Here is a 24,087-nt window from a genome sequence, read left to right on the forward strand (position 1 = left end):
CGATGGCACAGCGCCCCCTGGTGCTGGTGACGCGGCCGGAGCCGCAGGCCAGCCGCTGGACCAGCCAGCTGCAGCAGCTGTTGCCGGAGGTCGACATCCGGGCCTTGCCGCTGATCGTGACCGCGCCGGTCCATGCGCCAGCCTACCAGCAGCGGCTGCAGCTGGCCTGGGACAGTTTGCCGGAGCTGGTCGCGGCCTATTTCGTCAGCGTGCCGGCCGTGACCGGTTTTTTTGCCGCCGTGCCGGATGCGCTGGCGCGCTGGCAGGCTGCTGGCGTGCGTGCCTGGGCGCCCGGCCGCGGCACGCGCGATGCGCTGCTGCAGACCGGTATCCCCGCAGCGGGTATCGACAGTCCGCCGGCCGATGCCGCCCAGTTCGATTCCGAAACCCTCTGGCCGCTGGTCCAGCCGCAGGTCGCACAGGCGCTGCAGCAGGGCAGGCGCATGCTGCGCGTGCGCGGCACCGACCAGTTGCTGCCTGGCGAGCAGGTGGACCAGGGCGCTGGCCGAGACTGGATGGGGCAGCAGCTACAGGCAGCTGGCGTTACGGTCGATACCGTGGTCGCCTACCAGCGCCAGCCGCCTGCCTGGGATGATGCCTTTGTCTCCTCCCTGCGCCAGCAGCTGGCGGCACGTCGCTGCCTCTGGCTCTGGAGCAGCTCGCAGGCCCTGGAGCATGCCGTGGCCTTGCTGCCCGGGCATGACTGGTCGGCGGATGGAGCTGTCGCCACCCACCCACGGATTGCGGAAAATGCACGCCGTTGCGGTTTTGTGCAACTGCAGCAGGCGCGTCCGGTGCTTGCAGACGTGGCCCAGTCGATACAATCACTGCTATGACGATCTCCGACCAGACCGACGCTGCAATTCCCGCTCCGATGCCCGTGAACGCTCCCCCGGCAGCGGCACGTGCCGGCATGTCGGCGCTGGCACGTGTGGGGCTGGTGCTGGCCTTGATCCTGGCCTTGCTGGCCATGGCTGGCGTAGCCTATCTTTGGCAGGATGCACGCCGCATGCAGCGCCAGATCGCCACGCAAGTGGCTGACATGAACCGCCAGGCCAGCGAGCTGCAGGCAGTTGCCGAGCTGGCTAGCCGCCAGAGCCAGGACGCCACGGCGCGTACGGCACTGTTCTCGGCCAAGGTCGCCGAATTCGAGGGGCGCAATGCCCAGGTCGACAGCGTGCTGCAAGGACTGGCGCGCGCCAAGGACGAGAACCTGCTGGTCGATATCGATGCCGCGATCCAGATGGGCTGGCAGCAGAGCCAGCTGACCGGCGGCGTACAGCCGCTGCTGGCCGGTCTGGTCAGCGCCCAGAACCGCCTGAGGCAGGCCGCACAGCCCAAGCTGCTGCCGCTGGAACAGAGCATTGGCCGCGATATCGAGCGCCTGCGCCAGACCAGCGAAAGCGATGTGACCATGTTGCTGGGCCGTATCGACGGCGTGCTGCGCGAGATCGACGGTCTGCCGTTGCAGAGCGATCTGGTGCGCCTGAACGAGCGTACCTGGCAGGCGCAGGCCAGCAGCGCCGCCAGCCTGCCATCCGATGCGCCCTGGTGGCAGCGCAGCTGGGCGCATGTGAGTGATACCTTCTCCGATCTGGTGCGCGTGCGCACCATCGAAAGCCGCGATGCCGCGCTGCTGCAGCCGCAGCAGGGCTACTACCTGCGTGAAAACATCAAGCTGCAGCTGCTCAATGCGCGCATGGCGCTGCTGGCGCGCCAGCCTGAAGTGGCCCGCAGCGACGTGCAACAGGTGCGTGCCATGATGAGCCGCTACTTCCAGTCCGATGCCCAGGCCGTACGCAGCTCGCTGCTGACGCTGGAAGAGGTCGGCAACAACATCCACGTCGTGCAACTGCCCACCATTCAGGAAACCCAGGCAGCGCTGGCAGCCGCGCAGAATGCGGCGGCACTGGCTGCGCCGGTGATTGTTCCGGCGCTGCCGGCAGCATCGGCGGCCTCGGCGCCGGCTCCGGCACAGCCTGCGGCATCGGCTGCGACCGTCGCAGCTTCGGGGGCCTGATCGATGCGCGCGCTACTCTGGCTGGTCCTGCTGTTTCTTCTGGCCACGCTGCTGGCCCTGCTGGCAGGCGGCAACCAGGCCGTGGTGACTGTCTACTGGTCGCCGACGCAGGCCATCGACCTGTCGCTGAACCTGGTGGTGGCAGTGATCGTCGGCCTGTTCCTGCTCGGTTTTGCGCTGTTGCGTGGCGTACAGATCCTGTCCAGCCTGCCCTTGCAGGCGCAACGCTGGCGCACGCACCAGAAAGAGCGCGCCATGCACGGTTATCTGCTTGATGCCATGTCCTACCAGATTGCCGGCCGTTATGGCCGTGCCCGCACCGCCGCCGGCAAGGCGCTGGAACAGGACGAGGGCCTGTATGGCAGGCCGGATCCGGCACAGCCTGCCGAAACGGAATCGGATCAGACTAAGGCCGGTCATGCCGCAGCGCCGGCTCCGGCGTATCGCATGCAGATGCGCACGCTGGCGCACAACCTGATGGCTGACAGCAGCCAGGGCATGCTGGATGCCGAATGGCGTGATACCTGCCAGGCGCGCGCCGAACAGGAGGCCCGCCTGATCCACGGTGGCGCAGCGGCAGAAACACGCGAAGGCTTGTTGTTGCGCTCGGTGCGCCGTGCGCTCGACAGTCACCAGCCGGACAAGGCGCTGCAGTTGCTGGACCAGTTGCCGCAGGGGGCGACGCGCCGGATTGTCGCCTTGCGCTACCGCCTGCGTGCGGCGCAGCAGCAGGGCGATGTACAGCAGGCGCTGGATACGGCACGTGCGCTGGTGCGGCACAAGGCGTTCTCGCCGCTTGCCGGCCAGGCCCTGATCCAGCAGCTGGCGGCCGATTGGCTGCGCTCCGCCCACGATGTAGAGCAGCTGCAGCAGCACTGGCGTGCCCTGGCCGCGCAGGAGCGCAGCGTACCGGCGATTGCCCTGGCTGCAGCGGAGCGCCTGCAGTTGCTGGGAGGCTCGCCCGCGCAGGCCAGCCACTGGCTGCTGCCGGTCTGGGAACAGCTGGCCATATCGCCCGAAGCGCTGAACCCGGTACAGCGCCAATCCGTGGTGCTGATGCTGGGGGATTCGCTGGGCAGTCTGGAGCTTGACTGGCAACAGCGTATCGAGCAGGCCAGCCAGCGTCATCCGCAGCAGGCGGAGCTGCAATACCTGTACGGTCTGGTCTGCCTGCAACGCCAGCAGCCAGACTCGGCACGCCAATGGCTCGAACAGGCCTTGCCGCGCCTGCAGCAGGTGCCGGCGTTGCGCCGCAAGGCCTGGATGGTGCTGGCGCAACTGGCGGAACAGCGCGCCGATACCACGGCGGCGCTGGAAGCCTGGAAGCAGGCTGCCATCACGTCTGCCTGAGCCTTCTTCTTCTGGCTGGCCGCTGTACGTGCCACAGCTTACACGTGCACTGACGCCTGCAGTTGTACCCAACCCTTTCATGCGGCTTGATGTGCCGCCAGGCCTTGCGTACGTCCTGCTTCGCTTGATCGATCCGATCCTGTGCTTGACGCTGCAGTTGCGGCTGTCCTGCCGGTAGCTTCGCCCATGAAAAAGCGGCCACTGTCGGGGACAGTGGCCGCCTGGCCGAAAGCGACAGGGCGCGGGCCCTGTCTGTGGCTGTGCTTACTGCGCAGCCTGCTCGAATGGCAGCGGGTTGGCTGCCAGGTCACGGCGCGTTTCCACCAGAATCAGCGGGCCTTCGTCCAGCACCACCAGCGGCGGGCGCTCGCGCGGCACGTGTACCGGCTTGGGCGTGGCGGCAATTTCGGCCTGTACGGCAGCGACCTTGTCGGCATCGGAATGCACCCAGACCAGGCCAGCCTGCTCGGCGACCTGCTGCAGCTCTGTCAGCGGCAGGGTGAAGGTGACAGGTTCTGCCGCCACTGTTTCGGCGACTTCGACCACGGCCACGGCTGGCTCTACCTGGGGCGTTGCCAGCGGAGTGGGAGCCGTTTCGGTGGCTGTTGCTGCCACGGGAGCGGTTTCGGCTACGGTGGCCACGACAGCAGGGGTTTCTGCTGGAGCGGCGATGGCCAGGACGGTGCCGGATTCGGCAACAGTCTCGGCAGCTACTTCAGCCGGTGCGGCTGTTTCGGTGCTCTCCGGGGCCGACAGGGCCAGGCCCGGTACCGGCGCATTGGCTTGCGCCGAGAAATAGCTGCGCGGTGCGTTGTCCTCGGTGCTGGCGCTGCTGCTGTCGGCAGTGTCCTGCGATTCGTCGGATGCGGTGCGCTCGGCACGGTCACCACGGTTGCGGCGGTCACGGCCGTAGCGGTCACGCGAACGGCGTTCGCGGCGCTCGCGCGGCTCGCCGTTGTCGGTGCTGCTGCCGGTCTCGGAAGCGGTGGCGGCGGTGTCGCCGGCGCTGGCTTCAGTCGCGGCAACAGCGCTGACGGCTGCTGCGGCTACGCCAGCGGCCAGTACTTCGGCGTTGTCTGCCAGCGGCTGTTGCTGGGTCTGGCGCGGCTGGCGGCGTTCGTTGCGCTGCTGCTGGCTGTTGTCGCCTTCGCTGCGCTCGCCGGAACCGGAGCGATCACCGCCGCGGCGGTTGCGGTTGCCGGAACTGCTGCGCTCCTGGCGTGCCTCGCCTGGCTGCTCGCTACGCGGAGCACGGCTGTCGCGCGACTCCTCGGAGCGGCTGCTGCCGTCATCCTGGCGCTCGCCACGGCCACCCTGGCGCTGGCCGCTGCGTTGGCCATTGCTGCTGCGGCCATTGCCGCCACGGCTGCCACGCTGGCCACCACGGCGACCATCGGACTTGCCGGCCGGCTTGACTTCGGGTTCCGGCTTGACCGGTTCGGGTTGCACTTCCGGCTCGGGCTCGGCCATGCCGAACATGCGCTTGATCTTCAGCCACAGCGCGGCGAAGCCACTGGGTTGCTCGACCACCGGCTGCGGAGCTGCGGCAGCTGCCGGCGCGGCAACCGGCTCAGGCGCCACTTCGGGTGCGGCCACGGCTGGCGGTTCGGGCAGGAAATTCTTCAGCACCGGCGTCTGGCGGTTGGTCGGCTCCTGCGAGCGGCGCGTGACGGCGGTCGGATCCTCGATTTCTTCGACCAGGTTGTAGCTGGCATCCATGTTGTCCAGGCGCGGATCGTCGTGCTTCAGGCGCTCCAGGCGGTAGTGCGGCGTTTCCAGGCCCTTGTTCGGCACCAGCATCACGTGCACGCGCTGCTTGAGCTCGATCTTGGCGATCTCGGAGCGCTTCTCGTTGAGCAGGAAGGAGGCGACCTCGACCGGCACTTGCGTGTGCACGGCCGCAGTGTTGTCCTTCATCGCCTCTTCCTGGATGATGCGCAGGATCTGCAGTGCACTCGATTCGGTATCGCGCACGTGGCCGGAGCCACCGCAGCGCGGGCAGGGGATGGAAGCACCTTCGGACAGGGCCGGGCGCAGGCGCTGGCGGCTCATTTCCAGCAGGCCGAACTTGCTGATGGTGCCGAACTGCACACGCGCGCGGTCCTGGCGCAGCGCGTCACGCAGGCGGTTTTCCACCTCGCGACGGTTCTTCTGCTCGTCCATGTCGATGAAGTCGATCACGATCAGGCCACCTAGGTCGCGCAGACGCATCTGGCGCGCCACTTCGTCGGCAGCTTCCAGGTTGGTGCGGGTGGCGGTTTCCTCGATGTCGCTGCCCTTGATGGCGCGCGCCGAGTTGACGTCGACCGAGACCAGTGCCTCGGTGTGGTCGATCACGATGGCGCCACCGCTCGGCAGGGTCACGATGCGGGAGTAGGCCGATTCGATCTGGTGTTCGATCTGGAAGCGGCTGAACAGCGGTGCGTCGTCGCGGTAGCGCTTGACCTTGGATGCGTGCTCCGGCATCACGTGGTTCATGAACTGGTGCGCTTGCTCGTAGATGTCGTCGGTATCGATCAGGATGTCGCCGATTTCCGGGCTGAAGTAGTCACGCAGGGCGCGCACCACCAGGTTGGATTCCTGGTAGATCAGGAAGGCACCCTTGCCAGCGCCGGCAGCACCCTCGATCGCTTCCCACAGCTTCAGCAGGTAGCTCAGGTCCCACTGCAGCTCGGGTGCGCTGCGGCCGATGCCGGCAGTGCGCGCGATGATGCTCATGCCCTTGGGGTATTCGAGCTGGTCCATTGCCTCTTTCAGCTCGGCGCGGTCCTCGCCCTCGATGCGGCGGCTGACGCCACCGCCACGCGGGTTGTTCGGCATCAGCACCACGTAGCGGCCGGCCAGGCTGATGAAGGTGGTCAGGGCGGCGCCCTTGTTGCCACGTTCTTCTTTCTCGACCTGCACCAGCAGTTCCTGGCCTTCCTGGATCACGTCCTGGATGCGCGCCTGGCTGACCGGCACGCCTTCGGCAAAGTACTGGCGCGAAATTTCCTTGAACGGCAGGAAGCCGTGGCGGTCCTCGCCGTAATCGACAAAACAGGCTTCCAGCGAGGGCTCGACGCGTGTCACCACGGCCTTGTAGATATTGCCCTTGCGTTGTTCGCGACCTTCGATCTCGATCTCGTAGTCGAGCAGCTTCTGGCCGTCGACGATGGCAAGTCGGCGTTCTTCCGACTGGGTGCCGTTGATCAGCATCCGTTTCATGATGCGTTTCCTTCCTGAGCCCGCAGGCTCATGCTATGCAGTTACAGACATGCAGCAGCGGCACAGTGCAGCTGTTGCTGACATGCCAGGGCAAACGCCGGAAACGGAAGGGAATTGCCGGGAGACTCCGTCACGCAGGCCGCAAGGCCGGACAGGGGAGGGTAGGCGCGTGGAGGAATGCAGTGGCGCGGGCGGGTTGCCGCGCAGGTGACCGTGCGCCTCCGTGCCGCCTGGCGGCAGGGAAGGAAGCAGGGTGGAAAGCCGTGACGGGGCGGTTGATCAGGGGCTGGGCTTCCTGACCACGGTCATCCGCTGCCAGGCGCACGGGAAGGCGCAGCACGGAAGTGAGTCCGGTAGACAGGAGAGAAAAAACCAGCAAAATGCCGCGCACTTGCATTCATCCGACCGCCTGCGCTGGCACGGAGGCCAGTCAGGCGGAAAATATTCCAATATGGTGTTTCTGGGGCGTCAGCCTGGGCTGAGGGAGCTGGTGCCATCGGATGACTCTGGCATCCGGTCTGCAGGCAGCCCCGCCAGTGGCATGGACTTGCTGGAAAGCCGCGACTGGGGCTTGTGCCTTACACTAGTTGCTATTGGGCACAGCCTATCGGACAGACTTTCACAGTGAAAAACATTATAGGGGCGAATGCCGGAAATGTAGCGGCACCCAGCGTCAAATATCTCGAGGTCGGTGACGACGGCGAAGGCCAGCGTCTCGACAACTACCTGCTGCGCGTGCTCAAGGGCGTGCCGAAGACGCATGTCTACCGCATCATCCGCAGCGGCGAAGTGCGCATCAACAAGGGGCGCGCCCAGGCCGACAGCCGGCTGCAGCCCGGTGATGTGGTGCGCGTGCCACCAGTGCGTGTGGCCCAGCGCAGTACCGTCGAGCAGGCCGAAGCCACGCCGCCGCGTGAATTTCCGGCACTGCTCGAGGACGAGCACGTGCTGGCCGTCAACAAGCCAGCAGGTGTTGCTGTGCACGGCGGCAGCGGTGTCAGTTTTGGCGTGATCGAACAGTTGCGCCGGGCGCGGCCGCAGGCCCGCTTTCTGGAGCTGGTGCACCGGCTGGATCGCGAAACCAGCGGCATCCTGCTGATCGCCAAGCGCCGTTCGGCCCTGACCGCGCTGCAGGACCAGTTCCGCCAGCGCGAGACCGGCAAGACCTATCTGGCGCTGGTCTGGGGCGACTGGCAGGAGAAGCGCAAGGTCATCGATACGCCGCTGCGCAAGTTCCTGCTGCCGGGCAAGCCGGGGCAGGAGGGCGAGCGCCGCGTGCGAGCCACCACGCGCGATGATCCCGAAGGCATGAAATCGGTCTCGCTGGTGCGCGTGGCGCAGCGCATCGCGCATCCGCTGGGCGCCATGACGCTGCTCGAAGTCACCATCAAGACCGGCCGTACGCACCAGATTCGCGTGCACCTGGCTTCGAGTGGCCACCCAATCGCTGGCGACGAGAAATATGGCGATTTCGAGCGCAACCGCAGCCTGCAGAAGGCCGGGCTCAAGCGCATGTTCCTGCACGCCTGGCGGCTGCGCTTCGTGCACCCGGCCACGGGCGAGGAAGTACAGCTTGAACAGCCGCTGGAGCCGGCGCTGGCTGGCTTTGTGCAGCAGGCCGGCGATGCCGCCAGCCACACTATGGAATGAGGACGGAAGACAACACCATGCAACACCGCTTCGACCTGATCTGTTTTGACTGGGACGGTACCCTGTTTGACTCCACCAATTGCATCACGCTGGCGCTGCAGCAGGCGGTGGTCGATGTGGGTGGTGCCCGCCCGACGCGCGAACAGGCCAGCTACGTGATCGGCCTGGGCCTGCTCGATGCATTGCGCCAGGTCGCGCCCGATGTGCCGCAGGAGCGCTACCGCGAGCTGTCCGACCGCTATCGCGTGCATTATTTCCGCCATATCAACGACATCACGCTGTTTGATGGCGTGCCGGAGCTGCTGGCCGAGCTGCGCGGCCGTGGCCACCAGCTCGCCGTCGCCACCGGCAAGAGCCGCCGTGGCCTGGATGAGGCACTGGAAACCGTCGGCCTGACGCACATGTTCGATGCCTCCCGTACCGCTGACCAGACCGCAGGCAAGCCGGATCCGCAGATGCTGCTGGAGCTGATGGAAGAGCTGGACGTGTCACCCGAACGCACGCTGATGATTGGCGATACCACGCACGATCTGGAACTGGCCTACAACGCGCGCTGCGCCAGCGTGGCGGTGAGCTATGGCGCACACGGCACCAGCGGCTTCGAGCGCTGGCAGCCGCTGCAGGTGGTGCACAGCGTGGCCGAATTGCGCAGCTGCCTGCTGCAGCCGCCTGCATGAACGCGATTCCGCTCTGTGCCTCCAGTGATATCACCGACGGTGGCGATGCCTGGCCGTTCGAGGTGCTGGAGCGTGGCTATCCGTGCCGTGCCTTTGTCGTGCGTTTTGAAGGGCAGCTGCATGCCTGGCTGAATCGCTGCACCCATGTGGCCATGGAGCTGGACCTGATGCCGAATCGCGTGTTCGATGCTTCCGGCCAGTGGCTGATCTGTTCCAGCCATGGTGCCTTGTTTGATCCGGCCAGTGGTGCCTGTGCGGGTGGTCCGTGCCAGGGTGGCCTGCAGGCGGTGCAGGTGCTGGAGCAGGATGGCCAGGTGTTCTGGCTGCCGGATGCCGATATCCAGCCTGCAGGCTGACAGGGCAGGCCCTACAATGGCTGAACGCCGGGCTGGCAACAGGCCGTGCCCGGTTTGCATTTTTCACTCCGAAACCCCATGTCCGAACCTCAAGACGATTCCCTGATCCCGGTCCCTCCGCGCAAGCAGGACTGGGAACGCACCACCCTGGAAAAGATCGCGATGGCCTCCATCCGCGAACAGCAGGCGGCACGCCGCTGGCGCACTGTCGTCCGCATGGCCTGGCTGGCCTTCTTCGTGCTGCTGGCCTGGCTGCTGTTCCAGCGCACCCCGTCCAGCATGGGCAAGGTGACTGCGCCGCACACTGCCATGGTCGATATCCGCGGCGAGATCGCCGACGGCTCCGATGCCAGCGTCAGCAATATCCTGCCGGCGGTAGAGGCGGCCTTTGCCGACCAGGGCTCGCGTGCCGTGATCCTGTCCATCAACTCCGGCGGTGGCAGTCCGGTGCAGGCCGGCATCATCAACGAAGAGCTGATCCGCCTCAAGAAGCAGTACAACAAGCCGCTTTACGCCGTGGTCTCTGACACCTGCGCTTCCGGTGCCTACTACATCGCCGTGGCGGCCGACGAGATCTACGTTGACAAGGCCAGCATGATCGGCAGCGTCGGCGTGCTGATGGACGGCTTTGGCTTCACCGGCACCATGGAGAAACTCGGTGTCGAGCGCCGCCTGATCACGGCTGGCAGCAACAAGGGCCTGATGGACCCGTTCAGCCCGCTGGACGAAGGCCAGAAGGCGCATATGCAGACCATGCTCGACCAGATCCACCAGCAATTCATCCAGGTGGTGCGCGAAGGCCGCGGCAGCCGCCTGAAGGAAACGCCCGAGCTGTTCTCCGGCCTGGTCTGGACCGGCGAGCAGGCGGTGCGCATGGGTCTGGCCGACAAGCTGGGCAATACCAGCTATGTGGCACGCGAAGTGGCCAAGTTCGAGCGCATCGTGGATTACACCCAGCGTGAGAACGTGGCCGAGCGTCTGGCACGCCGTTTTGGCTCGGCAGTGGGCGAGGGCGCGGTGAAAGCACTGGGCAACACGGCAAGCTGGCGCTGATGGCGTGACAAAGCACACACTATCGCCATTTTCTGACATCAAGCTGTCGATTCACGCGATTACACTGCAGCGTCAGACGTTTTTGTCTGCCCGTATCCAGCCGGCACCCGGGCGCCGGTCCTGACTTTTTCCAGGAGAGACCATGTCGATTGATCTGACTTCCGTGCTCAAGACCAAGGCCGCCGGCCTGTTGACCGATTACCTGCAGGGCCAGCTTGGCTTGTCCGGCGACACGGCCAGCCGTTCTGCGGCGCTGGCACTGCCGGCACTGCTGGGCAAGCTAGTGTCCCAGACTGATTCTGGCGACAACATGACCCGCCTGTTCAACCTGATCACCGGCCCCGAGGTCGAGAGTGGCTATGACCGCATCGAGCCTTCGCTGCTGCAGAAGGGCGCCAAGTGGCTGAGCCTGCTGTTCGGCGATAACGAGGTGAGCGGCCTGGCACGTCTGCTGGGTGGCAAGACTGGTATCGCACCGGAGCAGGGCAGCAGCCTGCTGTCGGCAGCACTGCCGCTGGTGCTGGGTGCACTGCGCTCGCAAGTCGAGACCGGCAAGCTGTCCAAGCCGCAATTCGTGGGCTTGCTCAACGAGCAGAAGGGCTTCCTGGCCCGCGCGCTGGATGGCAGCCTGCTGTCCGGCCTGGGTCTGGGTTCGCTGGCTGCCGCAGTTCCGGCGGCGGCCGCTCGTGCGGCGGCACCGGTGCAGCAGGCCGCTTCTGGCGGTGGCTGGAAAAAGTGGCTGTGGATCGGTGCACTGGCGGCGCTGGCGCTGCTGCTGCTGCGCATGTGCAACCAGCAGCCGGTCGAGCAGCCGTCCGCGGCTCCGGCCAGCGCCACGGCATCGGCACCTGCCGTCGTGGCTGCTGATTCGGCGTCCGAAGCGGCCGCTGCCGTGCTGGCCGCTTCCGAGGCTGTTCCTGCTACTGATGCTGCCTCTGTCACTCCGGCAGCCCCGGCCAGCGCTGTGGCCCTGGCAGATGATGCCGTTACCTGGGAAAACGGCGTGCTGTCGGTCTACTTTGCTACCGGCAAGACCGATGTGAACCAGGCTGCGGCGGATGCCGTGTCTGCCGACATCGTGGCACTGGGCAAGCAGGGCCGCAAGCTGGTGGTCAGCGGCTACAACGACCCGCGTGGTGATGCTGCCCTGAACGCCGAGCTGTCCAAGAAGCGTGCCCAGGCGGTGCAGGCCTACCTGATCGCCCAGGGTGTGCCGGAGTCAGGTATCGAGCTGCGCAAGCCCGAGCAGACTGATGGTGCCAGCGGCAACCTGGCCCAGGATCGCCGCGTCGACGTGATCGCCGAGTAATCGTGACACTCGCCACTGGCACGGACGGCCCCGCTTGCGGGGCCGTCCGTTTTTTACATCCGGCAGCGTGTCCGTCACGGTAGCGACAGCTGGCGCTGTTACCATTGGCGCCATGCTGATGTATCCCCAGATCGATCCCGTGGCCCTGCAGATCGGGCCACTCTCCATCCACTGGTATGGCCTGACCTACCTGGTGGCATTTGTACTGTTCTATGTGCTGGGCACCATGCGCCTGCGGCACGCTCCCTACAACCGCATCCAGGGTGAGGGCGCCTGGTCGCGCCGTGATATCGAGGACATCCTGTTCCTGGGCGTGATGGGCGTCATCATTGGCGGCCGCCTGGGCTATTGCCTGTTCTACAAGCCCGATTACTATCTGGCTAATCCGCTGGACATCTTCAAGATCTGGCAGGGCGGCATGAGCTTCCACGGTGGGCTGCTGGGCGTGATCGGCGCCTTCACCTGGTTTGCCCGCTCACGCAAGCGCCCGTGGCTGCAGGTGGCCGATTTTGTCGCGCCCTGCGTGCCTACCGGCCTGGCTTCCGGTCGTATCGGCAACTTCATCAACGGCGAGCTGTGGGGCCGTGCGGCGGATCCTTCGCTGCCCTGGGCGATGGTGTTCCCGCAAAGTGGCAGCATGATCGCGCGCCACCCCTCGCAGCTCTACCAGTTCCTGCTCGAAGGTCTGCTGCTGTTCATCATCCTCTGGCTGTACGCACGCAAGGAGCGCAAGCCGGGGCAGGTGGCGGCGCTGTTCCTGCTGGGCTACGGCGTATTCCGCTTTATCGCCGAATACTTCCGCGAGCCTGACGATTTCCTCGGTCTGCTGTCCATGGGTCTGAGCATGGGCCAGTGGTTGTGTATTCCCATGATGCTGGGCGGCATGGCGCTCTGGCTCTGGTCGGATCGCCATTACGCGCGCCCGGGAGTCTGACATGGCCGAGGTACTGTTGCTGGTCGAGGAGACCGCAGGCGCACGCCATGCCGTGGTCACGCTGCGCCATCAGGGCAAGTTCAACGCCATGTCGCGCGGCATGTGGGTGCAGCTGCGCGAGGTCTTCCTGCGCCTGCAGCAGGAGGCGCTGGCCGCTGATCCGTTACGCTGCGTGGTGATCCAGGGCGCAGAAGGGCACTTTTGTGCCGGCGGCGATATTTCCGAGTATTCCGGATTCCGCTTCGAGACCGACAGCCTGCGCCATTTCCACGAGAACGAGGTCTGGGGCGGCCTGTCGGCGATGCTGGCCTGTGACGCGCCGGTGATCGGCGCGATCGAGGGCAACTGCATGGGCGCCGGCGTAGAGATCGCCAGTTGCTGCGATATCCGCCTGGCAACGCAGGGCAGCCGCTATGGCGCACCGATCGGCAAGCTCGGCTTCCCGATGGCACCGCGCGAAGCGGCATTGGTGGCCCAGGTGCTCGGCCCCACCGTGGCCCGCTCCATGCTGCTGGAAGCTGGCCTCTACGATGCCGATGCCATGCTGCAGCGTGGCTTCCTGACGCGCCTGCATGCCGATGGCAGCGCGCTCAAGGACGACGTACAGCAGACCGTGGCGCGCGTCATGCGCCTGTCGCCGGCAGCGGCACGCATGCACAAGCAGATGATGCGTACCTGGATGCAGGCCGCCGAGCCCATGCTGGACGCACAATGCGCCACGGCCTACGACTATGCCGACAGCCCGGAGCACCGCGAAGGCATCACCGCCTTTATCGACAAGCGGCCGGCGCGCTTCTGAGGATATCAGTCGGCCTTTATGTAAAACTTGCGCACAAACTGACAGCCCTCCTTACAATCCGGAGTTCTGTAGCAGTACTCCGCCAGACGGGCGGATGAGTTGGTAGCGTCATGTCCATTGCCTCCGCCATTCCATCTTCGACCCAGATCGAGATGCTGGACGACCCCGATGAGTGGTCCGAGTTCAGCCGTCGGCCTGCCGGCGATGCCAATGTGCATGCCTGGGAGTCGAATGTCGCGATCGAGGGCATGCACTGCGCTGCCTGCGCCCTCACGATCGAGGATGCGCTGAAATCCGTCCCCGGCGTGCAGGATGCCCAGGTCAGCCCGGGCAGCCACCGCGCCCGCGTGGTCTGGCAGGATGACCAGGTCAAGCCATCCCAGTGGATGCGTGCCGTGCAGGCGGCTGGCTACCGCGCCGTGCCGGCGCACGATGCCTTCGCCAGCACGCGCCGTCGCCAGGAGCAGCGCCATCTGGTCTGGCAGTGGGGTGTGGCCGGCATTGCCATGATGCAGGTCATGATGTATGCGTGGCCCGAATATGTCAGCAAGGACATCTCTACGCAGTCGCTGTACCTGCTGCGCTGGGCCAGTTGGGTGATTTCGCTGCCGGTGGTGATCTTCTCCTGCAAGCCCTTTTTCCGCAACGCCCTCAACGATATCCGCCACCGCCGCGTCAGCATGGACCTGCCGGTGGCACTGGGCATGCTGATCACCTTCATCGTCAGCTCGCTTGGCACCTTTGATCCGCAAGGCATGTTCGGCAACGAGGTCTATTACGACTCGCTGACCATGTTTGCCTTCTTCCTGCTCACCGGGCGCTGGCTCGAGTCGCGTTCGCGTGACCGTACTGCCGGCGCGCTTGAAGCGCTGATGAACCGCCTGCCCGAAAGCGTGGAGCGCCGCAACAAGAAGGGCGTGTTCGAGCGCGTCACGCTGCGCCGCCTCAAGGTCGGTGATCTGGTGCGCGTACTTCCGGGCGAAGCCTTTCCGGGCGATGGCACCGTGGTCGATGGCCGCACCATGGTCGACGAGGCGCTACTGACCGGCGAATCGCGCCCGCTGCGACGCGAGCAGGGCACCGCCGTCATCGCCGGCAGCCACAACATCCAGTCCCCGGTCGAGATCCGCATCGACCGTCTGGGCGTCAACACCCGTTACGCGCAAATCGTCACCATGATGGAGCAGGCCTCGGTCGACAAGCCGCGGCTGGCCGTCTATGCCGACCGTTTTGCCAAGCCCTTCCTGATCGTCGTGCTGCTGGCAGCCCTCCTGACCGCAGTCTGGTGGTGGCCGCGAGATCCGGCCTTTGCCGTGATGACGGCAGTAGCGGTGCTGATCGTGACCTGCCCGTGCGCGCTGTCGCTGGCCACGCCGGCGGCCATGCTGGCCGCTGCCGGTGGCTTGGCGCGCCATGGCGTGCTGGTGCGCCGCCTGCAGGCGCTGGAATCCCTGTCCCAGATCGATACCGTCGTCTTCGACAAGACTGGCACCCTGACGTCCGACACGATCGCGCTGGAGCGCATCCTGGTGCGCCCCGGCGTGGATGAACAGCAGGCGCTGCAGCTGGCTGGCGCACTGGGCCGCCACTCGCTGCACCCGGTGTCACGCGCCCTGGTGGATGCCGCCGGCCTGCAGGGCGAAGCGCTGCTGGAACAGCGCTGGCTGGTGCACGATGTGCGCGAAATTGCCGGCAAGGGCGTGCAGGCCACGGTAACCGATGCCACGGCCGCCGTGCCGGAACAGGCATTGCGCCTGGGCTCCGACTCCTTCTGCCAGGTCAGCCCGCAGCTGATCACCGACTTGCCGCCCGATACCCTGCATTGCAACCTGAGCGACGGGCAGGGCTGGCTGGCCACCTTCGTGTTGCGCGAGGATTTGCGTGCCGATGCGCAGCAGGCGGTGGATACCCTGCGCACCGCCGGCCTGCGCCTGCAGGTGCTGTCGGGCGACCGCCCGCAGGCGGTGCAGCGCATTGCCGGCCAGCTTGGCATCGACCACGCCATGGGCGGCTGTACCGCCTCCGACAAGCTCGATGTGCTGCGTGCCGAACAGGCCAAGGGCCACTTCGTCGCCATGGTCGGTGATGGCATCAATGATGGCCCGGTACTGGCCGGTGCGCACGTTTCTTTTGCCCTGGGCAAGGCGGTACCGCTGGCCCAGGCGCAGTCCGATTTCGTCATTCTCGGCAGCAGTCTGCAGGCGGTTGCCGGCAGCTATCGTCTCGCATGTGACACGATGAAAGTCGTGCGACAGAATTTGGCATGGTCCGCGGCGTACAATCTGACCGGAATTCCGCTTGCCATGATGGGCCTGGTGCCCGCCTGGCTGGCCGGTTTGGGCATGGCTCTCAGCTCGCTGCTGGTTGTCATGAATGCCATGCGCCTGGTGCGCAGGCTGGATCAAGGAAAGGAGTGAGCGTTTGGATATTCTTTTTCTGCTGATTCCGCTCTCAGTCGTTCTGGTGCTGTTCATCATCGCCGGACTGTGGTGGGCGATCTACACCGGACAGTTCGAGGACACCGAAGCGGAAGGTCAGCGCATTTTCAAGCAGGATTGAGATGTATCAACTTGTGATTTGCGTTTAAGATTACGCTTGCTGCGTTTTTTATAAAAGAGGTGAAAATGAGTTTCTCCAATACTCAGGCGAACACGTACAACGACAAGGTTGTACGCCAGTTCGCCATCATGACCGTCGTCTGGGGCGTGGTCGGGATGCTGGTGGGCGTGATCATCGCTGCCCAGCTGACCTGGCCTGAGCTCAACTTTGGCATTCCGTGGCTGTCCTATGGCCGTCTGCGCCCGCTGCACACCAACGCAGTGATCTTCGCATTCGGCTGCTCCGGCCTGATCGGCACGTCCTACTACGTGGTACAGCGTACCTGCCAGGTGCGACTGTTCTCGGACAAGCTCGCTGCCTTCACCTTCTGGGGCTGGCAACTGGTGATCGTGGCTGCCGCCGTCTCCCTGCCGCTGGGCTTCACCACCGGCAAGGAATACGCTGAACTCGAATGGCCGATCGACATCCTGATCACGCTGGTCTGGGTGGCGTACGCCGTGGTGTTCTTCGGTACGCTGGCAACGCGCAAGGTGCGTCACATCTATGTGGCCAACTGGTTCTACGGTGGCTTCATCCTGACGATTGCCCTGCTGCACCTGGTCAACAGCGCCGAAATGCCTGCCGGCCTCATGAAGTCCTACTCTGCCTACGCAGGCGTGCAGGATGCCATGGTGCAATGGTGGTACGGCCACAACGCAGTGGGCTTCCTGCTGACCACCGGCTTCCTGGGCATGATGTACTACTTCGTTCCGAAGCAGGCTGGCCGTCCGGTGTATTCCTACCGCCTGTCCATCGTGCACTTCTGGGCGCTGATCTTCACCTACATGTGGGCGGGGCCGCACCACCTGCACTACACCGCACTGCCTGACTGGACCCAGTCCGTCGGCATGGTGTTCTCCCTGATCCTGCTGGCACCCAGCTGGGGCGGCATGATCAACGGCATCATGACCCTGTCCGGTGCCTGGCACAAGCTGCGTGATGATCCCATCCTGCGCTTCCTGATCGTGTCCCTGTCCTTCTATGGCATGTCCACGTTCGAAGGCCCGATGATGTCCATCAAGACCGTGAACGCACTGTCCCACTACACCGACTGGACGGTTGGTCACGTGCACTCCGGCGCACTGGGCTGGGTGGGCCTGATCACCATGGGTTCGATGTACTACATGATCCCGCGCCTGTTCGGCAAGAAGGAGATGTACAGCGTCAAGGCGATCGAAGTCCACTTCTGGACCGCCACCATCGGTATCGTGCTGTACATCGCAGCCATGTGGATTGCCGGCGTGATGCAGGGCCTGATGTGGCGCGCGATCAACGCCGACGGTACGCTGACCTACACCTTCGTGGAAAGCGTGAAGGCGACCTTCCCCTTCTATGCAATCCGCCTGCTGGGTGGCGTGCTCTACCTGGGTGGCATGATCGTCATGCTGTGGAACACCATCATGACTGCTAGCCAGGGTCGCTCTGTGACTACACAGATCCCTGCCGTGACGCATGCACATGCCTGAAGCCCGAGGAGCTGAGAAAACAAATGGCTAATCATCCAACCAGTGGCCGCCTGAGCCACGAAAAAGTCGAAACCAACAGCTTCCTGCTGATCGTCCTGGTGCTGCTTGTGGTGGCCTTCGGTGGTCTGGTGGAAATCGTTCCACTGTTCTTCCAGAAGACCACGACCCAGCCGCTCGAGAACATGAAGCCGCCGACTGCCCTGCAGGTGGCCGGCCGTGACATCTATCTGCGTGAAGGCTGCTACAACTGCCACTCCCAGATGGTGCGTCCGTTCCGTGCCGAAACGCTGCGCTACGGTCCTTACTCCGTGGCTGGCGAATCGGTGTGGGATCACCCCTTCCAGTGGGGCTCCAAGCGTACCGGTCCTGACCTGGCACGCGTAGGCGGCCGTTACAGCGACGAATGGCACTACCAGCACTTGTACAACCCGCGTGATGTGGTGCCCGAGTCCAACATGCCTGCCTACCCCTGGCTGGCCAAGAACACGGTCAACGAGAACACCATCTCTGCCCACATGACGGCGCTGCGTCGCGTCGGCGTGCCGTTCACCGATGAGGCTATCGCCGGTGCACCGGAAGCCGTCAAGGGCAAGACCGAAATGGAAGCCGTGATTGCCTACCTGCAAAGCCTGGGCCTGGCACGTACCGGCCAGCTGAGCAGCGTGCAATCTGCTGCCCAGCCGGCTCCGGCCGCAGCCCCGGCTGCAGCTCCCCAGGCTGACGCCTCTGCTGTAGCTCCGGTTCCCGCAGCAGCGGCTGCCGACGAGGCTGCCGTGAAGGTCGAGAACGGTGTGGTGCAGTTCTTCTTTGCCACCGGCAAGAAGGATGTGGCCCAGGGTGGTACCGAAGCCCTGGCTGACGTGATCGCTGGCGTGAAGGCGGGCAAGAAGGCCGTCATCACCGGTTACACCGATGCCACCGGCAACGCTGCCCAGAACGAAGAGCTGGCCAAGGAACGTGCATTCGCCGTCCGCGACCTGCTGCTGTCCGCTGGCCTGACCGAAGACCAGGTGAGCCTGCAGAAGCCCGCTGACAACAATGCCGGCGCTGGCGGCCAGGCCCGTCGCGTCGACGTGGCGCTGCAATAACCAACGACAAGGACGAGGAGCCTTTCATCATGGACATCACCTCCATGCGAAGTCTTGCCACGCTGCTGGCCTTCGTAGTGTTCATCGGCATCATCTGGTGGGCTTTTTCCCGACGGAACAAGTCCGGCTTTGATGAAGCTGCCGGGCTGCCGTTTGCCCATGATGATGCTGCTCCTCCCCAACACCACACCACCAAGGAAACAAAATGAGTGACTTTAATAGTTCCTTCTGGTCACTGTATGTGATTGCGATTGTCGTTTTTGGCGTCGTGTTCTGTATTGCAGTGCTTCTGTTCGGTGCCAATGCCAAGGCTGCCACCGCCGAAGACAAGACCACCGGTCACGTCTGGGACGGCGACCTGCGCGAGATCAACAACCCGCTGCCGCGCTGGTGGGTTGGCCTGTTCTGGATCACCATCGCGTTCGCTGTCGGCTACCTGGTCCTGTATCCGGGTCTGGGCGGCTTCAGCGGTACGCTGAAGTGGTCGTCTGCCAGCCAGTACGAGCAGGAAATGGAACGTGGCCGTGCCCAGGTCGAGCCGCTGTTCGCCAAGTACGCCACCATGCCGGTCGAAGAGATTGCCAAGGATCCGCAAGCCCAGGGCATGGGCCAGCGCCTGTTCCTGAACAACTGCGCGCAGTGCCACGGCTCTGACGCCAAGGGCGGCAACGGTTTCCCCAACCTGTCCGACAACGACTGGCTGTGGGGCGGCAAGCCGGATGACATCATCCACACCATCACCAAGGGCCGTACCGGCGTGATGACGCCCCAGGCGCAAGCTGTGGGTGGCAAGCCGGAAGACGTCAAGGCGGTAGCCAACTACGTGCTGAGCCTGTCTGGCGTGCCGCATGATCCTGCCCTGGCTGCTGTGGGCAAGACCAAGTTTGCTGTCTGTGCAGCCTGCCACGGTGCCGATGGCAAGGGTAGCCAGGCCGTGGGTGGTCCGAACCTGACCGACAACATCTGGCTGCATGGCTTTGGCGAGCAACACGTGATCAACATGATCAACGAAGGCAAGACCAACATCATGCCGGAACAGGGCAGCAAGTTCACGCCCGAACAGATTCGTCTGCTGGCGGCCTATGTCTGGGGCCTCTCCAACAACCAGCAATAAGTCAGCCATGCCAGATACCGCCGTATTTGGCAACTGACAGGGAAACTGCCATGCACTTGTCAAGGGTGCATGGCAGTTCCATTTGTGTAGTACTACAATGGTGATTTCACATAAGCTTGTGTGAAACTATCTGGACGAACAGGACAAGTCATGTCTCAAGACCCTAGTGATCAAGAGCCGAAGAAGCCTTCGGGCCAAGAAAAACGCATCATCCCGATCGAAAACATCACTAATGCCGCCACAGGTGGTTCGCTGTTTGCATCGGCCAAGGCGATCCACCCGCGATCCAGCAAGGGCCGTTACACCAACCTGCGCTGGCTGCTGGTCTGGATCACCCAGATCATCTTCTACGGGCTGCCCTGGCTGAACTGGGGCGAACGCCAGGCCGTGCTGTTCGATCTGGCCTCGCGCAAGTTCTACATCTTCGGGCTGGTGTTGTACCCGCAGGACTTCATCTACCTGACTGGCATCCTGGTCATTTCCGCCTTGTCGCTGTTCCTGTTCACGGCAGTGGCAGGGCGCCTGTGGTGCGGCTACGCCTGTCCGCAGACGGTCTATACCGAGATCTTCCTCTGGGTCGAGGCCAAGATTGAAGGCGACCGCAGCGCGCGACTGCGTCTCGACAAGAATCCCTGGAATGGCGAAAAGATCGCCAAGCGCGGTGGCAAGCACGTGATCTGGCTGCTGATTTCGCTGTGGACTGGCTTGACCTTTGTCGGCTATTTCTCTCCGATCCGTGAGCTGCTGGGCAACTTCATGGTCTGGAACCTGGGCAACTGGGAAACCTTCTGGATCTTCTTCTATGGTTTTGCCACGTACGGCAACGCCGGCTTCATGCGTGAGCAGGTGTGCAAGTACATGTGCCCGTATGCGCGCTTCCAGAGTGCCATGTTCGACGCCGATACCCTGATCGTGACCTACGACCAGGAGCGTGGCGAACCGCGCGGCGCACGCTCCAAGAAGATGAGCGATAAGCAGGTGGCAGCGATGGGCGACTGTATCGACTGCAAGATGTGCGTGCAAGTCTGCCCGACTGGCATCGATATACGCGATGGCCTGCAGTATGAGTGCATTGGCTGCGGTGTCTGTGTCGATGCCTGTGACGAAGTGATGGACAAGGTCGGCTACCCGCGTGGCCTGATCAAGTACTACACGCAAAATGCCATGGACAACAAATGGAATGTCAGCCAGGTCTGGGAGCGTGTGCGTCGTCCGCGCGTGCTGGTCTACACCACCATCCTGCTGGCGATTGCGGCAGCGCTGGTGGTCAGCCTGACCATGCGTTCGTCGATGCGCGTGGACGTGATCCGTGACCGTGGCGTGATGGCGCGCATGGTGGATGGCGGCAAGATCGAGAACGTCTATACGCTGCGCGTGATGAACACGACCGAGCGTGAGCAGGACTACGAAGTGCGCGTACACGGCATTCCGGGCGCGCTGGTGGCCAGCGGCAGCACCTTCAAGGTGGCGCCGGCCCAGGTGACGCAGCAGGCCGTGAGCGTACGTATCCAGCACGGCAGCATGGAGCCGGGCTCGCACGAGATCTACTTCGACGTGAAGGAATTCGTGAGTGGCGACACGGTGTCTGAAAAGGCGGCCTTCTTTGTTCCCAACCGTTAACCAGACAGATGCAGACTATCGTGAGCCAAGCCCCGCAAAACCCTAGCCCTTCCCAGGATCCGAACCGTCAGCCGCACCCGGAAGACGGCCGGGTCTGGTGGAAATATCCCATTGTGTGGATGGTGATTGCCGGTCCGGTGGCCGTCATCATCGCCAGCCTGATCACCTGGATCCTGATCATGCGCTCACCCAACGAGGTACTGACGCAGTTCCAGGATGTGGAAGACCAGTCGCTGGTACAACAGAAGGGCGGCCAATACACGCCGGCCCACCGTGCGCGCAACCATGCGGCGACCGGCGGCGTGGCACCGGACGCCGAGAAGTGATGTCGCAGGCAGATTGACAAGCGCCTGCCGCCAATGACAAATGCCCCGCAACTGGTGTTGCGGGGCATTTCTTGTGCTGTCTGCAGGCTTATGCGCCTTGCTGGTTGACGATGCGTTCCAGGGCTTCCGGATCGATGATGTGGACGTGGCGCTGGCGCACTTCGAGGATGCCTTCGTCGGCGAAGCGCGAAAACATGCGGCTGACGGTTTCGAGCTTGATACCCAAGTAGCTGCCGATTTCCTCACGCGTCATGCGCAGCACCAGCTCGGATTGCGAGAGGCCGCGCACATGCAGGCGCTGCACCAGGTTGAGCAGGAAGGCGGCCAGGCGCTCTTCGGCGCGCATGCTGCCCAGCAGCAGCATCATGTTCTGGTCGCGCACGATTTCGCGGCTCATCAGCTTGTGGACATGGGTCTGCAGGGCCGGTACCTGGCGTGAGATGTCGGACATGCGCGAGAACGGCAGCACGCAGATCTCGGCATCTTCCAGTGCCACGGCGTCACAGGTGTGCTGGTCGTTGACGATGCCATCCAGCCCGACGATTTCGCCAGCCATGTGAAAACCGGTGACCTGCTCACGGCCATCAGGGGTGGTCACCACGGTCTTGAAGAAGCCGGTGCGGACGGCGTACAGGTTGGTGAACGGCTCACCGTGGCTGTACAGCACATCACCGCGCTTGAACTTGCGGCGGGCGCTGATCAGCTCTGCCAGCGCATCCATATCGTCGGCATCGCCTTCGACGGGCATGCAGAGATCGCGCAGGTTGCAGTTGGAACAGTTGACCTTGAGAGGGCTGAAAGTGGTGGCAGGCATGGCACAGTCTGGCAGCGATATCCCTTGATATCAGTAGTGGATCGACCGATTATGGCACGGGCACCCCTTCCGTTGATACAAATCAAGACCCTGCGCACGGACATTGGGCACATTGCTGCCATCACCACGTGTTTGCTGGATCGCAATACGCATCCGGCCGGTTCGCCATTGGCAGTCCCCGGCTGCGCATGCTTGCTTAAAAGTCTAGAATTTCCCTTATGAGCCTGAATCACCATCCTGCACTGACCCCCGAGCTGCTGACGCGTTACGACGTGCCCGGCCCGCGTTACACCTCCTACCCGACAGCTGACCGTTTCGTCGAAACCTTTGGCGAAGCGGACTATATCGCAGCGCTGGCACAGCGCCACAATTCGCGCCCGGCGCATGCGACGCCGCTATCGCTGTATGTGCATGTGCCGTTTTGCGAATCGCTGTGCTACTACTGTGCCTGCAACAAGATCATCACCAAGCACAAGGAGCGCGGTGTCGAGTACCTGGACTACCTGCAGCGCGACATCGACCTGCATGTAGCGCAGCTGGGCGAAGGGCAGACGATCTCGCAGCTGCACTTTGGTGGCGGTACGCCGACCTTCCTGGATGATGAGAACCTGGGTCGCCTGATGGGCATGATCCGCAAGGCTTTCACGCTGATTCCGGGTGGCGAGTATTCCATCGAGGTGGATCCGCGCACGGTGGATGCCGAACGCCTGAAGACACTGCACGCGCTCGGCTTCAACCGCCTGAGCTTTGGCGTGCAGGACTTTGACCCGCAGGTGCAGCAGGCGGTGCACCGCATCCAGCCGGCCGAGCAGGTGTTTGCATTGGTGGCAGCAGCGCGCGAGATCGGCTTTGACTCGATCAACGCCGACCTGATCTATGGCCTGCCGATGCAGTCGGCTGCCTCGTTTGCGCGCACGCTGGAGCAGATCCGCGAACTGCGCCCGGACCGTATCGCGCTGTACGCCTATGCGCACCTGCCAGAGCGCTTCAAGCCGCAGCGCCGCATTGATGCCTATACGCTGCCGACTGGCGCCGAGAAGGTGCAGATGCTGGCGCAGTCGCTCAAGGCCTTTGAGGAGGCCGGCTATGTCTATGTGGGCATGGACCACTTTGCGCTGCCCGGGGATGCGCTGGCGATTGCCAAGCAGCAGGGCCGCCTGCACCGCAACTTCCAGGGCTACAGCACGCAGCCGGATTGTGACCTGATCGGTCTGGGTGTATCGGCGATTGGCCGCATTGGTGCGACCTACAGCCAGAACGAGAAGTCGCTGGACGACTATTACGATGCGCTGGAGCGTGGCCATTTCCCGGTGGTGCGCGGCCTGACACTCACCAACGACGACCTGCTGCGTCGCAGCGTGATCATGGCCATCATGTGCCAGGGCGAGTTGCGCTTTGAAGCGATTGAGCAGGCTTACCCGGAGATCCGTTTCCGCGAATACTTTGCACGGGAACTGGAAATGCTCCAGGAGAAGGAGCGCGAAGGCATGGTACAGCTGACCGATCAGGGCCTGACGGTGACGGCGCAGGGCTGGTATTTTGTGCGCGGCATTGCCATGCTGTTTGACAAATACCTGCAGGATGCGCGTTCAGCGACCAAATTCTCTAAAATCATCTGATACCTGCCACGGGGGTAGGATCAGGGCATGCGCTGCGAGGCAGCTGGCGTGCCAGCAACAGGCCTGTCGGCAGTTCTGGCAGGCCGGATG

At 63.9% G+C, this 24,087-nt stretch carries 21 protein-coding genes and 1 pseudogene; 20 read left to right on the plus strand and 2 right to left on the minus strand.

Translation table 11 applies throughout. From position 1 onward, the window contains the following. The first annotated feature begins 2 nt into the window (after window positions 1-2). The 3 genes from ACI3EV_RS03930 to ACI3EV_RS03940 are packed head-to-tail and all read left to right on the plus strand — an operon-like array spanning window position 3 to window position 3,370. Window positions 3-836 carry a uroporphyrinogen-III synthase gene (locus tag ACI3EV_RS03930; protein WP_329770779.1) on the plus strand — a complete coding sequence of 278 codons (834 nt, stop codon included), beginning with the start codon at window positions 3-5 and terminating at the stop codon, window positions 834-836. After that, window positions 833-2,020, plus strand: coding sequence for a uroporphyrinogen-III C-methyltransferase (locus ACI3EV_RS03935; protein WP_337690805.1), 1,188 nt, complete (start codon window positions 833-835; stop codon window positions 2,018-2,020). The genes ACI3EV_RS03930 and ACI3EV_RS03935 overlap by 4 nt, the downstream gene beginning before the upstream one ends. Before the next feature lie 3 nt (window positions 2,021-2,023). Beyond that, window positions 2,024-3,370, plus strand: coding sequence for a heme biosynthesis HemY N-terminal domain-containing protein (locus ACI3EV_RS03940; RefSeq protein ID WP_329770781.1), 1,347 nt, complete (start codon window positions 2,024-2,026; stop codon window positions 3,368-3,370). Window positions 3,371-3,634: 264 nt separating this feature from the next. On the opposite strand, the gene ACI3EV_RS03945 is transcribed toward ACI3EV_RS03940, so the two are convergent. Further along, window positions 3,635-6,574: an Rne/Rng family ribonuclease gene (locus ACI3EV_RS03945; RefSeq protein ID WP_337690803.1), complete on the minus strand. Its 2,940-nt coding sequence runs from the start codon at window positions 6,572-6,574 to the stop codon at window positions 3,635-3,637. Window positions 6,575-7,198: 624 nt separating this feature from the next. Between ACI3EV_RS03945 and ACI3EV_RS03950 the strand changes: the two genes are divergently transcribed. The 16 genes and pseudogenes from ACI3EV_RS03950 to ACI3EV_RS04025 all read left to right on the plus strand — a co-directional run bounded on the left by ACI3EV_RS03950 (window position 7,199) and on the right by ACI3EV_RS04025 (window position 21,564). Further along, a complete protein-coding gene (locus ACI3EV_RS03950; protein ID WP_329770783.1) occupies window positions 7,199-8,224 on the plus strand; it encodes an RluA family pseudouridine synthase in 1,026 nt (341 codons plus the stop codon). A 17-nt stretch (window positions 8,225-8,241) separates the two neighbouring features. Continuing rightward, a complete protein-coding gene (locus ACI3EV_RS03955; protein WP_329770784.1) occupies window positions 8,242-8,901 on the plus strand; it encodes an HAD-IIIA family hydrolase in 660 nt (219 codons plus the stop codon). Continuing rightward, a complete protein-coding gene (locus ACI3EV_RS03960; protein ID WP_329770785.1) occupies window positions 8,898-9,257 on the plus strand; it encodes a Rieske 2Fe-2S domain-containing protein in 360 nt (119 codons plus the stop codon). The genes ACI3EV_RS03955 and ACI3EV_RS03960 overlap by 4 nt, the downstream gene beginning before the upstream one ends. Window positions 9,258-9,335: 78 nt before the next feature. After that, a complete protein-coding gene (locus tag ACI3EV_RS03965) occupies window positions 9,336-10,310 on the plus strand; it encodes a S49 family peptidase (RefSeq protein WP_329770786.1) in 975 nt (324 codons plus the stop codon). Between the two features lie 142 nt (window positions 10,311-10,452). Continuing rightward, window positions 10,453-11,619 (plus strand): OmpA family protein, encoded by a 1,167-nt coding sequence (locus tag ACI3EV_RS03970; protein ID WP_337690799.1) that lies wholly within the window; start codon window positions 10,453-10,455, stop codon window positions 11,617-11,619. 112 nt (window positions 11,620-11,731) lie between these two features. Beyond that, window positions 11,732-12,553, plus strand: a complete 822-nt coding sequence (gene lgt, locus ACI3EV_RS03975) for a prolipoprotein diacylglyceryl transferase (protein WP_337690798.1) — start codon at window positions 11,732-11,734, stop codon at window positions 12,551-12,553. Window position 12,554: 1 nt separating this feature from the next. Further along, window positions 12,555-13,352, plus strand: a complete 798-nt coding sequence (locus tag ACI3EV_RS03980; RefSeq protein WP_337690796.1) for an enoyl-CoA hydratase/isomerase family protein — start codon at window positions 12,555-12,557, stop codon at window positions 13,350-13,352. Window positions 13,353-13,462: 110 nt separating this feature from the next. Further along, window positions 13,463-15,769: a cation-translocating P-type ATPase gene (locus ACI3EV_RS03985; RefSeq protein ID WP_329770790.1), complete on the plus strand. Its 2,307-nt coding sequence runs from the start codon at window positions 13,463-13,465 to the stop codon at window positions 15,767-15,769. Window positions 15,770-15,773: 4 nt separating this feature from the next. Further along, window positions 15,774-15,911: a cbb3-type cytochrome oxidase assembly protein CcoS gene (ccoS, locus tag ACI3EV_RS03990; protein WP_329770791.1), complete on the plus strand. Its 138-nt coding sequence runs from the start codon at window positions 15,774-15,776 to the stop codon at window positions 15,909-15,911. A gap of 65 nt (window positions 15,912-15,976) precedes the next feature. Then, window positions 15,977-17,416, plus strand: a complete 1,440-nt coding sequence (gene ccoN, locus ACI3EV_RS03995) for a cytochrome-c oxidase, cbb3-type subunit I (RefSeq protein ID WP_329770792.1) — start codon at window positions 15,977-15,979, stop codon at window positions 17,414-17,416. Window positions 17,417-17,439: 23 nt separating this feature from the next. Continuing rightward, a pseudogene (gene ccoO, locus ACI3EV_RS04000) lies at window positions 17,440-18,057 on the plus strand (cytochrome-c oxidase, cbb3-type subunit II); the annotation flags it as partial. A gap of 219 nt (window positions 18,058-18,276) precedes the next feature. Continuing rightward, on the plus strand, window positions 18,277-18,504 hold the full coding sequence (locus tag ACI3EV_RS04005) for an OmpA family protein (protein ID WP_405198059.1): 228 nt from the start codon (window positions 18,277-18,279) through the stop codon (window positions 18,502-18,504). Window positions 18,505-18,533: 29 nt separating this feature from the next. After that, the gene (locus tag ACI3EV_RS04010) at window positions 18,534-18,713 is read left to right on the plus strand and encodes a cbb3-type cytochrome oxidase subunit 3 (protein ID WP_405198034.1); all 180 of its coding nucleotides are present in this window, start codon (window positions 18,534-18,536) and stop codon (window positions 18,711-18,713) included. Continuing rightward, window positions 18,710-19,618, plus strand: coding sequence for a cytochrome-c oxidase, cbb3-type subunit III (ccoP, locus tag ACI3EV_RS04015; RefSeq protein ID WP_329770793.1), 909 nt, complete (start codon window positions 18,710-18,712; stop codon window positions 19,616-19,618). The genes ACI3EV_RS04010 and ccoP overlap by 4 nt, the downstream gene beginning before the upstream one ends. 150 nt (window positions 19,619-19,768) lie before the next feature. After that, complete coding sequence (gene ccoG, locus ACI3EV_RS04020) at window positions 19,769-21,238, plus strand: cytochrome c oxidase accessory protein CcoG (RefSeq protein WP_329770794.1); 1,470 nt, start codon at window positions 19,769-19,771, stop codon at window positions 21,236-21,238. A gap of 20 nt (window positions 21,239-21,258) precedes the next feature. Beyond that, window positions 21,259-21,564: a nitrogen fixation protein FixH gene (locus ACI3EV_RS04025; RefSeq protein WP_329770795.1), complete on the plus strand. Its 306-nt coding sequence runs from the start codon at window positions 21,259-21,261 to the stop codon at window positions 21,562-21,564. 88 nt (window positions 21,565-21,652) lie between these two features. Here the strand turns inward: ACI3EV_RS04025 and fnr are convergent, their stop codons facing one another. Next, window positions 21,653-22,378: a fumarate/nitrate reduction transcriptional regulator Fnr gene (gene fnr / locus ACI3EV_RS04030; RefSeq protein ID WP_329770796.1), complete on the minus strand. Its 726-nt coding sequence runs from the start codon at window positions 22,376-22,378 to the stop codon at window positions 21,653-21,655. 218 nt (window positions 22,379-22,596) lie between these two features. Between fnr and hemN the strand changes: the two genes are divergently transcribed. Continuing rightward, window positions 22,597-23,997, plus strand: coding sequence for an oxygen-independent coproporphyrinogen III oxidase (gene hemN, locus ACI3EV_RS04035; RefSeq protein ID WP_329770797.1), 1,401 nt, complete (start codon window positions 22,597-22,599; stop codon window positions 23,995-23,997). Window positions 23,998-24,087: the final 90 nt, after the last annotated feature.

This window comes from Allobrachymonas wangyanguii (genome assembly GCF_045055315.1).
In the GTDB taxonomy this organism is placed as follows: domain Bacteria; phylum Pseudomonadota; class Gammaproteobacteria; order Burkholderiales; family Burkholderiaceae_C; genus Brachymonas; species Brachymonas wangyanguii.